The sequence below is a fragment of the Metallibacterium sp. genome (assembly GCF_054637675.1).
In genome coordinates, this window is record NZ_JBTSRB010000010.1 from 70,528 (window position 1) to 80,076 (window position 9,549).

The following is a 9,549-nucleotide window of genomic DNA, read 5'->3' on the forward strand; positions in this document are numbered from 1 at the left end:
ATCATGGCCACCCTGCAACAGAACTACGGCACCGGCCGTCGCAAGAGCTCAGCAGCCCGCGTTTTCCTGCGCAAGGGCAGCGGCGCGATCACCGTCAACGGCAAGTCCTTGGACACTTTCTTCGGACGCGAGACCTCGCGCATGATCGTGCGCCAGCCGCTGGAATTGACCCAGATGACCGAGAAATTCGACATCATGGTCACGGTTGAAGGTGGCGGCATCACCGGTCAGGCTGGCGCCATCCGTCTCGGCATCTCGCGCGCGCTGGTTGAGTACGATGAAACCCTCAAGACACCGCTGCGCAAGGCCGGTTTCATGACCCGCGATGCGCGCGAGGTCGAGCGCAAGAAGGTCGGTCTGCACAAGGCACGCCGCGCGACCCAGTTCTCCAAGCGCTGATTTCCCGCTTTTGGGAGATCGTCCAACGGTAGGACAACGGACTCTGACTCCGTTTATCTAGGTTCGAATCCTAGTCTCCCAGCCATCAGGCCAAGGCCCCGCGCGCGCGGGGCGGTATTGTTTTTCGGCGCCGGATCAGGCAAATGGCATGTTTGTGAGCACGTCCCGAGACCGGCGGAAGCCCCGCCCTGTCAGTTGTTGCTGCAGCTTTGCAATCCTGATCAATGCTTTGGCATGCAGATCGGAATCCCGTGCGACAATCACAGCGAACTTTGCTTGAAATGTGATTTGCCATGGCTGCCAATACTGATGCGTTCCGTCGTTTTCAGGAGGAACTCGCGGCGCTTGATCGCGCGGCCCAGCAGCGTTCGGCCGCTACCTCCCAAGAGGTCGAGATGGCACGCGCGAAGTCGGAATTCCTGCTGCTGCGCAAGCGTTACAACCTGTCGGTTGCGGACGTCATCGCTTTCTTCCCGCAGGAAGAGGGAATTGAGTATCTGCGACAGATCATTGCCGAGTCCGAGCGCGGCGCGCGCCAGGCCGGGAAGCGGCAGACGAAATTGAAGACCTAGCTCAGAGTTTCCGTTGAACTGCGCGGTTGATTCGTCGCATCGCGAAGGCGGCTTGATGCCCATCCTCGCTACGCCTTGCACCGTGGCGGCGCACGGAACTTACCGTTCGGTCAGACTTGCTCATTCCTACTCAAACAGGAACAAAGCTGATGGTCACGGTGCTCCGGCCACACGAAGCCGAGCACGGAGCCCGTCGCATCGGCCAGCGTGAGCTGCAAGCGCGGCGTCGCCGCGGACACGTCGGTCGCACCAGTCAGCCGGTACTGGCCGGTGATGGTTGCGCCGGTATGCTCCTGCAGCTGCGCGATCAGGCAATGGGCCGATGCGCTGCCGGCACCCTGCGCCGCTCGATTCGGCTGAACGATGCGCAGGTAGCTCATGGCGCATTCCCCACGTTGCCGTGCGCAGTCAGTCCGCCATGCATCGCACCGGCAATCATCCGGTCGAACGCGGTGCCGTCATGACGCACGAGGTTGGGGACATAGCGGCTGTAGGTCCGGAACAGCATCTCGGTCGTGCTGTGGCCCAGCTGGCGCGCGATCCACTCCGGCGCCTCGCCCGCTGCCAGCCACAACGTGGCGCAGGTGTGACGCATCTCATACGGGCGCCGGTAAGGGATGTCCAGACTCGCCAGCAACGGCCGCCAGACCCGGTAGACGAAGTTGGTATTGTCCAGCGGCTTGCCCAGCCGGGTGTGGAAGACATAGGTGTCGGCGAAGGCCTGCGGATTGACGTCATGACCTTCCGGCCGCATCGCGCGCAGGGCCTCAAGCACGAGCCCGCTCAACTGCAGCTCGCGCTGCGGCCATCCGTCTTCGTGTACTCGATCCGACCACCCTGGAACGTCTCGCGGAACCTGGTTGCGCTCGAAGTCGACGTGGCGCCATTTCAGGCCGTGGGCTTCCGCCGAGCGCACGCCGGTGAAGAAGCGGAAGGTCAGGTAGGGACGGTAGTCCGGGCGGACCGCGCCCAGGATCCGGTTGATCTCCTCCAGCGTGAAGGGCTGGATGTCCGTGCGCTGCAGCTTGAGGCGACGGATCTCGAGACAAGGATTCTCGACCCCATGGCGCAAGGCCGCTTCGGTCATCACCATGTGCAGGATCCCGATCACCCGGTTGATTGTCGCCGGCGAGAGCACGCCCCCACGGCGACCGGGCTTGTGCACCGGCTCGGCGAGCGTGCGACGGAAGTCCATCACGTGGGCCCGGTCGATCTGATCCAGCGACAGATCCTCGAAGGCGGGCAGCAGATGGATCTTCAGGATCGACGCGACTGCCTCTGCGTAGGAGTGGCGCCATTCGACGCTGCGCTCCATGGCCCACTGCCGGCTGAAGTCGCCGAACCGGGGCAGATCGCTGCGACGGATTCGGGTCGTGGCAGAGCTGGCCGGACCGCGCGCCCTGTCGAAGTCCTGCGCCCGCTTGCTGCCGGGGAAGGTGGTGCCATAGTCGAAGGTGCCGGCGGCGATGTCGGCCTCGATGCGGGCCAGGGCCTTCTCCATCTTGCGGCGGTTGGCGGGGGTATCTCCGAGTGCGGTCAGCTCACGACAGCGGCTGCCGCGAAACCGGAAGTCGAAGAACAGGCGACCATCACTGCGCACGCGCACACTAGCCATGGCAGAGATGCCCCGAGGCGAGAGGAATGCTGGTTCGATCCGAGTCGTTCGAGCGCTGCTGCATGTCGCGCTCAATGGCTTCCCAGAGGAACAGGATCTTGCGTCCACCGAATGGGCGGATGTAATGAGTCCCCTCGAGAAGAACAGAGTCTTTCAGGCGGTTGCGGATGGTGCGGACGTCGTACTTGATGCGCGACGACAGCTCCTCCGTTGTCAGGTAAGTGGGCTGATTCACTGCTACACTCCTTCAGCAATTACACCCTCCTGGATGGCCAGGAGTCCTGCAGGATGGTATATTGCCCTGCTGGACGACATTCTACACAGTAGAAAGACGCCTGTCAAGGCTTTTTGATGTTCTACAGGGCATTTTGCTGCGGAGGCGAGCGTGATTCGATGCTATCTGTCGCGCCTCATGGGCGAGCACAAGCTGAAAATCGTCGATGTGGCGCGGGCCACAGGGCTGCACCGGAACACGGTGACGCTGCTTTATCAGGAGAAGGCGACGCGAGTCGATGTCGACGCGATCGACCGGCTCTGCAGGTTCTTCAAGTGCCAGGTCGGTGACTTGTTCGAGTTCATCCCCAACAACGAGTGACCTTACGGCGGCGCACAAATGTTCCGCGCATTGCCGACGAGTCATTGCCCGTCATGCACTGTGCAAGCGCCGGTACTCTACCGTCATGATCACCGACAAGAATCTGCTGGCGTTACGCGCACGCAATTGTTTGGCTCCGTTGACCGATAGATGCGCGGGCAGAGAGAGATGTGGTCATTTCAGCGACCGGTAACTTTGGCTGGGCACAGGATGGGCACAGAATGGGCATTTGTGCCCACCGAGCGACTTGTGCCGAAAGTTGAGTCATCGGTCATCAGTGCGCGTGCCGCACGCAACATTGAGTCCCAGCGCCCCGATCAAGAGGACCAGGCTCGGATTTCAACTCAATGGATTTGGCGCGCCCGGAGGGATTCGAACCCTTCGGAGAACATAACGATACCGGACGTCTATGTACGAAGATCGGCGCAAACCGCGCTAGATAGCCATTCTCGCTGGTCTCGTGGCCTAAAATCCTCGCATGACTGAGGTCGAACTAGGGCCACTGTGGACGCATGTGAAAATGCCATATTTTGCCTGTTTCGAATAATGTCATGCTGTCGCTCGAGCGCAGCATGAAAGGAGCCAACAACCTTTCGCCGATTACATTGGCAAGAGTGGTTCAATTCATACCACCCGCGTTGGTGCATGTTGTGTCATCCAGTATTAGCTCCGATCTGCCGCTGAGCCATTTTCGCCGGTCCTGCCGGTCTTGAACTGACCCTGCATCACTGCACGAAACCACACTAATGCGGAGGCAGATCCTCGGCTGTGATGGGCCAATCCGAGAATCGGTTCGCGGGTCAACGCAGAATCGGGGTCCACAACCCACGCTTCACGCTCAAGTCACTCCTGCCATGCTGGCCAAGGAGCTGAAAACTGCGCAGCAATACGAGGCAATGCTGCCCCGGTATGCCGGTGGTCTCTACCTCGACCAACCCCGCCCTGGACGCGATGCGCATCCAAATTTGATCGGCCTACAAGGCGGCGTTCAACGACTACGTGCGCAACATCAGGGGCTCACTCAGCTGAGGCATGCACTGCAGCAGCACTGCAGGCCATGGCCGTTGCCGTGCGTGCGGCCATCCTGGGCGCACAACAAGGCCGCGTGATGTACCCCGAGTTCAAACTCCTGTCGCAGCGTGCAGGCTGAATCGGGTACATGGTCTGGATTGCAGGGCGTCATGTCACCTATTTCGGCCACCGGGGCGAGACCCATGTAGAGCGCTTTCCGAACTGAACCCCGGATGCCGATTCTCGGATTGATCCGTCGCGCTCGAGGATCAGCCCCAGCATGCCTGTGGTTCCGTGGAGTGATACAGGGTCAGTCGAAGATTGGCAGGTGCGACAATAATGGCTCAACGGTAGATCGGCGCCAACACTCCTGCATCCAGAAAGCCCGGAACGGCATCCAAGCAGTACCACTCACCTGGAGACTTGTCATGTTTAGCTCCGCCGCCTTGCTGGTTCCGATTGTTGGAACCATTTTCTCGCTGGGCATTCCGATCGTCGCCATCATCGGCGGCCTCATGTATGCCAGCCGACGCGCCCGGTTGCAGCAAGAACTGCTGATGAAGCTGGCCGAGACGGGACAACCGATCCCGCCGGAAATCTTCAATTCAGCACTGTTCCATGGACGCCGATCGGGCAAGTCCCCGCTGCGTGGCGGCCTTGTCGTTACCGCGGTCGGCATCGGCATGATGCTCTATGGATGGATCGTTGGTGAAACCTCCGTGCTGGCGGCAGGCCTGATCCCATTGTTGATCGGCCTGGCGCTGCTGCTTGCCGCCGTGATCGAAGGGCGCCAGTCCAAAGCGCCAGTCACGCCGGATACGACAGCCACTCGATCCTGAAACGCACGCATCCGAGAGGCTCATGGCCACCACGAACGAGGCGCGCTGGATCGATCAAGCGCGCCAAGGTGATCGGAATGCTTTTGCCGAATTGGTGCGCACGCACCAGGGTTCGGTGCGCGCGCTGCTTCGTCGCCTGACCGGCGGCCAGTGGGCACTCGCCGATGATCTGGCGCAGGAGACGTTTCTGCGTGCCTGGCAGGGCCTGCCACGATTCCGCAGCGAGGCCGGCTTTGGCACCTGGCTGTATCGCATCGCCTACAACACGTACCTGATGCAAGTGCGCAGGACCAAGGGCACGTCCGAGACCTATGCCGCCAGCCTTGACGAAGATGAAAGCCAGGTCACATCCTCCATGCCCAGCCTGGATGCGGTGGCACATGGTGAAGTCCAGCGCGCGCTGCTGCTTTTAAGCCCGGCGGAGCGCGTCGCGATCATTCAGTGCTACTACCTTGGATTGAGTCATGCGGAAGCAGCGATCGTGCTCGACTGCCCGCTGGGCACGGTGAAATCGCATCTGCGCCGGGCGCTGGGCAAGTTGCGCGATCACTTGGGCACGTCCATGAACAAGAGAGCATCCGATGAACCATCCGAACAACCCCTCCGTGCGTGACGCGACAAGCCTGCACGGGTTTGAATCGATTGAGGCGCTGCTGCGCGCCGATGCCGAGCGTGACCAGCCAATCCGCGACGATGGATTCACGGCGCGTGTCATGACGCGCCTGCCCATCCAACGCGCCGAGTCGCCCTGGCGCTGGGCGTTGCCGAACTTGATCGTCGTGCTGGGCGTGATGGCGATTCTCCTGGCCGGCGATCTCATGCAGGGCTTCGAGCCGCATCTTCTGACTGGGAGCGTCCTGGCGCATCCCATCGAAATTCCATGGCCCAGTCTGGTGGTCGCCGCCGCAGTGAGCTTGGCTGTCTATTGCACTATGGATGTCCCGTGGCCATGGGATGAGGGTCCACAGTAAGCCCAGTCATGAGCAGGCTCTCTCTTTGCGCAGCCGCGTGCTGGCAGGAACATACGTTCGACTCGATTACATCACGCCATCGCCTCGATGCACTCAGCGCCCTCCCGCGCAGCACTCTTGGCCGCGTCACTGACGCGCCAGCCGTGCAGACCCTCCGGGATGTGCGTGCCGATCCGCGCGAGCACCTCGCGCCCTGCCCATTGCGGATCCAGCCACGGCAGCACCAGATCCGCAGGCACCAGCACGGGGCTGCGGTCATGGACACGCGTCACCGGATCGACCGGGCTGCGGGTCAGGATGGCAAAGCCGGCTTCCTGCGCGACCGCGCCGAGTACTCGGTAAGGCAATAAAAACCCGCCAATTATGCGCATCACCTGTCGAAACAGGGCTCAGCGTGGCGGGTATGTTGGTATAAAAGATACGGAAGTCCGTACCGGACAGCAAGCGAGTACGAATCCCGCCCCTCGGTTGCAGGTTCTGGTTCAACTGGCCAGCGAAGCTGAGATCCGGTGGGCAGGTTATTGCAGCTCCGCTGGTAGTCACCGCTTTGAAGATCCCGGCGGTCATCAACGTACAAGCCCTGGTTTGGAGAGAACCGGCCATGGGCGGCAAGCTCACGGGAAGACGAAAACATAGAACAAGCAGGCTACCAACGCAGCAACGTATACCCACTCCAGCCAGCGTGGGCCGGTGAAGGTCGTCAACTCCCATTTTTGACGTTGGCCGATCGCCCAAATGGCGAACACCGCGCCGATGCACGCAAACGGCCCCACGTTCAGCAGCCATCCTTGCCACGGGTACACGAAAAAGTAATAGCCATGGTCATTCATCTGCGCGACGTGACCGGTCATGGGGTCCGGATGCGGCGGGCTGGTGCGCGCAAGGTAGGCGAAGTAGCTGATGCAGCCGAAGAAGCCTACGCCCGAGAAAACCACGAGATATGGCGCCAGTCGCCTGAACATTTATACCGCCTCATCCCAAAGGAACCTGATAGTTGCACAGCGCCAGGTAGTCACAGCGAACGGCGTGGACGGCAAGGGAAAAGCGAGTCGACCCGGCCTCCCCCAAGCACGCGCCGGTTCCCGACAGTCACTCAATGCCATCGCCAGCGGTGAACAATCACCATCGCCGTAGCCACCAATTCCAAGAATCCGCACACCTCCCTGGTGCTCGTGGTTACCGGCCGATTTGAGGTTGCACTCTGCCTATCTGCGCTTCGGGGTGCAACGTCGGCTGCCTTCAGATCTGTGGTCCCTGGCGCGACGGTGCTGCTGGGCAGCCAGTACGGTCACGGTAGCAAGTACGGAAGGCCAGCAATTACCAGCGTGTCGGTCAATGGCTTCAAGAATCTGCATCGGTGGCTGCACGCATCATGCACCGCTGCCGCACCGTACGGCCGCACGCTTGAGCGGTGCCTATGATCTTGCGCGGGTTTTTCGTTTCCTCGGCCAGCGTGCTGATCGCGTCAAAGCCGAGAGCCGAAAACTCAGCACCGCGATCGACGTGGCGGTGGCTATGAAACGGCCGTCCAGGTGTTGCGGCTGGAAGAACGGTGTGATCGACCAGCCGGCGGTGCCGTGCCGAGCGAAGAACACAAAGTGGATCGCGAAAACGAGAAAGATCGCCAGTGCAATCAGTTCGACCACCAGCAGGGCGAAATGCGCCTGAGCCTGAAGCTTGATGCCGAGAACGTTGACCCCGGTATTGAAGCTGACGAACGCCAACACCCAGGCCCGGGCGGGTACGGCAGGCAGTAAGCCGTTCAGCCATGTAGCACTGAATGCATAAAGCAGGGCTGGAACCAGCAGGTAGTCCGCCAGGGTCGACCCGAGTGACACAAATGTTTGCCATGGAAGGCAATCGGTCGCGTGTAGATTGGAGTGAGTCAAGCAATACACGCCTCACCTGAGCTGCACTGCGCGCGGTGTGAACGAAGATGACGTCAAAGGATTCGACTCCACCTGCATCGCAGGACGAATCGGCAGGACCGAAGTCGCGCAAGAAGCCAGGCAAGGTCGCCGGCGTCTCGGGTCAGCGCAGCTCGGACAAGCGCCAGACTGCTCGCTTGACACTAGTTCCCCTCAAGCAGATCCGACTCTCGAGGGAATCTGATCAGGCGCTCAAACCACTGGACGTAAGCAACGTCCTCGAAAGACACAAAACGCTCTTGGCCCTGCTGATGCTTCCCGTGCTGATGCCGGACGCGGATGACCCGTCGATTTATCGAGTCCTGGCGCACGAGCGAATGGTGAGGTGGATCAAGGAGGACCTTGACCGGGACGTTATCGTCGCGGTCATCGTTGCCGATTTCGGGGTGACGCCGGAAGAAGCAAGGCTCGTCGAAAATCATCTCTTGCCGTTCATGCTTGGCCAGCTCAGCCGCACGGGCGAGCACGCAGCGAGGAAGGCGCTAAAAGAAGGCGGGATTGCGCCGCCCCGCAAACGCACTCGGCGCCAACAGCTGAGGCCGCTGATCCGGATGCGCGATGACTCGCCCGAGGGGTAAAGCGCCTCTGCAGGTGCTGGCGAGCACATTGACGAGCAAGCGTGCCGGTGTGGACATTCCTGTCCTGGCGGCGCAGTTGGGTCTGTTGCCGGATCTGCGCTACCTGGTTGATGGACTGCAACGCTCGCTCGCCTGCGTGCGCAACCATGGCGCCGAACTCGAAGCCTGCCTGCGCGCGGTGCCGGGCCGTCGCCTTGAGCCCGAGGCCTTGGCTGATGCGATTGAGAAGCTAATCGCGTGGTGCGGCCATCAGGCGTGGGCCGACGATGATCCGCGCGTCCTCCCGATGGCCGTGGTGCTTGATCAGGGAGCGGATGAGATCCTTGTGCGTCCCCAGACCCCGGCATTGCTCGCGGGCCCACAGGAGAGCACGGCCTCCGGGCCGGCACGGGTGGAACACGGAATGCGGCATCCACTGGCGGGATATTGCCTATCGGTGGCGTTTCACTGGGGCAACCTGTTCTACACGCTGGAGCCGGCGACAGCATTGACGTTGCCGGAGGAAGGCGGCGCGGCGGCATACGGTGAATTGATGGCCGAGTTTTCCGCGTACGTTCTGGCGGCCCAGTCGACCATCAAGGCCGACGAGTACATGCTGTTCGTCGCCGACTGGTGGGAAAAGGATCACTTACCCGATCGGAATCTGTATCCCGATCGACGCCTGGGCAGTCGCGTCGCGAGCGCGTCGCGGGCGATGCGTCGGTTGACGCGCCTCGAGCATCGCGCCCTGTTCAGCATGCTTGCGGATCGTGCGAATGGTCCAACGCTCTCCGCACGGATCGAGCGGGCCATGAGAGGGACATGGGACAAGCCGGAAGAATTGTTGCTCAGGTCGATCGATCGCCTGCTCGAGAGCGTGCAACTCGACAGGCATGCCTCGAGCGAATCCGGTGTGCGCAAGCGTTCGGGCAAGATGAAGCTGTCCCCTGAAACCGGAGATCAAGAAGCCGGGTTTGTGGTGGACGCATGGTCTGCGGTTTTCAGTCTCCTTGCATAGTCGTTGGGTGACAAGTAGCCAAGCGCGGAATGCAGACGCGTGGG

14 protein-coding genes and 1 tRNA gene are annotated in these 9,549 nt (G+C 61.3%); 9 read left to right on the forward strand and 6 right to left on the reverse strand.

Features of this window, described 5'->3' with window-relative positions; genetic code table 11:
* The first annotated feature begins 3 nt into the window (after positions 1-3).
* From rpsI to ACYDAT_RS05545, 3 genes are all read left to right on the forward strand, one after another.
* Entirely contained in the window at positions 4-399 is a 396-nt protein-coding gene (gene rpsI / locus ACYDAT_RS05535; RefSeq protein ID WP_081126477.1) for a 30S ribosomal protein S9, read from the forward strand.
* Positions 400-410: 11 nt separating this feature from the next.
* Positions 411-484: transfer RNA gene (locus tag ACYDAT_RS05540), tRNA-Gln, on the forward strand.
* 208 nt (positions 485-692) lie between these two features.
* A complete protein-coding gene (locus ACYDAT_RS05545) occupies positions 693-971 on the forward strand; it encodes a 2-hydroxyacyl-CoA dehydratase (protein ID WP_461439788.1) in 279 nt (92 codons plus the stop codon).
* Between the two features lie 110 nt (positions 972-1,081).
* On the opposite strand, the gene ACYDAT_RS05550 is transcribed toward ACYDAT_RS05545, so the two are convergent.
* The 3 genes from ACYDAT_RS05550 to ACYDAT_RS05560 are packed head-to-tail and all read right to left on the reverse strand — an operon-like array spanning position 1,082 to position 2,821.
* Entirely contained in the window at positions 1,082-1,351 is a 270-nt protein-coding gene (locus ACYDAT_RS05550; protein WP_461448901.1) for a hypothetical protein, read from the reverse strand.
* Positions 1,348-2,586, reverse strand: a complete 1,239-nt coding sequence (locus tag ACYDAT_RS05555) for a tyrosine-type recombinase/integrase (RefSeq protein WP_461448903.1) — start codon at positions 2,584-2,586, stop codon at positions 1,348-1,350. Before ACYDAT_RS05555 ends, ACYDAT_RS05550 begins: the two co-directional genes overlap by 4 nt.
* On the reverse strand, positions 2,579-2,821 hold the full coding sequence (locus ACYDAT_RS05560) for a hypothetical protein (protein ID WP_461448905.1): 243 nt from the start codon (positions 2,819-2,821) through the stop codon (positions 2,579-2,581). The genes ACYDAT_RS05555 and ACYDAT_RS05560 overlap by 8 nt, the downstream gene beginning before the upstream one ends.
* A 150-nt stretch (positions 2,822-2,971) precedes the next feature.
* Here ACYDAT_RS05560 and ACYDAT_RS05565 point away from each other — a divergent pair, with 150 nt between their 5' ends.
* The 4 genes from ACYDAT_RS05565 to ACYDAT_RS05580 all read left to right on the forward strand — a co-directional run bounded on the left by ACYDAT_RS05565 (position 2,972) and on the right by ACYDAT_RS05580 (position 6,002).
* Positions 2,972-3,181 (forward strand): helix-turn-helix domain-containing protein, encoded by a 210-nt coding sequence (locus ACYDAT_RS05565; protein ID WP_461448907.1) that lies wholly within the window; start codon positions 2,972-2,974, stop codon positions 3,179-3,181.
* Between the two features lie 1,439 nt (positions 3,182-4,620).
* Positions 4,621-5,031: a DUF6249 domain-containing protein gene (locus tag ACYDAT_RS05570; protein WP_461448909.1), complete on the forward strand. Its 411-nt coding sequence runs from the start codon at positions 4,621-4,623 to the stop codon at positions 5,029-5,031.
* 22 nt (positions 5,032-5,053) lie between these two features.
* The gene (locus ACYDAT_RS05575) at positions 5,054-5,644 is read left to right on the forward strand and encodes a sigma-70 family RNA polymerase sigma factor (protein WP_461448911.1); all 591 of its coding nucleotides are present in this window, start codon (positions 5,054-5,056) and stop codon (positions 5,642-5,644) included.
* Positions 5,613-6,002 (forward strand): hypothetical protein, encoded by a 390-nt coding sequence (locus ACYDAT_RS05580; protein ID WP_461448913.1) that lies wholly within the window; start codon positions 5,613-5,615, stop codon positions 6,000-6,002. The genes ACYDAT_RS05575 and ACYDAT_RS05580 overlap by 32 nt, the downstream gene beginning before the upstream one ends.
* Positions 6,003-6,073: 71 nt before the next feature.
* Here the strand turns inward: ACYDAT_RS05580 and ACYDAT_RS05585 are convergent, their stop codons facing one another.
* The 3 genes from ACYDAT_RS05585 to ACYDAT_RS05595 form a co-directional block, all read right to left on the reverse strand.
* Positions 6,074-6,349: an SOS response-associated peptidase family protein gene (locus ACYDAT_RS05585; protein WP_461448915.1), complete on the reverse strand. Its 276-nt coding sequence runs from the start codon at positions 6,347-6,349 to the stop codon at positions 6,074-6,076.
* Between the two features lie 267 nt (positions 6,350-6,616).
* Positions 6,617-6,964 carry a hypothetical protein gene (locus tag ACYDAT_RS05590; RefSeq protein WP_461446068.1) on the reverse strand — a complete coding sequence of 116 codons (348 nt, stop codon included), beginning with the start codon at positions 6,962-6,964 and terminating at the stop codon, positions 6,617-6,619.
* Between the two features lie 453 nt (positions 6,965-7,417).
* Positions 7,418-7,891 (reverse strand): hypothetical protein, encoded by a 474-nt coding sequence (locus ACYDAT_RS05595; protein ID WP_461448917.1) that lies wholly within the window; start codon positions 7,889-7,891, stop codon positions 7,418-7,420.
* Between the two features lie 278 nt (positions 7,892-8,169).
* Between ACYDAT_RS05595 and ACYDAT_RS05600 the strand changes: the two genes are divergently transcribed.
* Both ACYDAT_RS05600 and ACYDAT_RS05605 read left to right on the forward strand, forming a co-directional pair.
* Entirely contained in the window at positions 8,170-8,508 is a 339-nt protein-coding gene (locus ACYDAT_RS05600; protein ID WP_461448918.1) for a hypothetical protein, read from the forward strand.
* 28 nt (positions 8,509-8,536) lie between these two features.
* Positions 8,537-9,505: a hypothetical protein gene (locus tag ACYDAT_RS05605; protein WP_461448920.1), complete on the forward strand. Its 969-nt coding sequence runs from the start codon at positions 8,537-8,539 to the stop codon at positions 9,503-9,505.
* Positions 9,506-9,549: the final 44 nt, after the last annotated feature.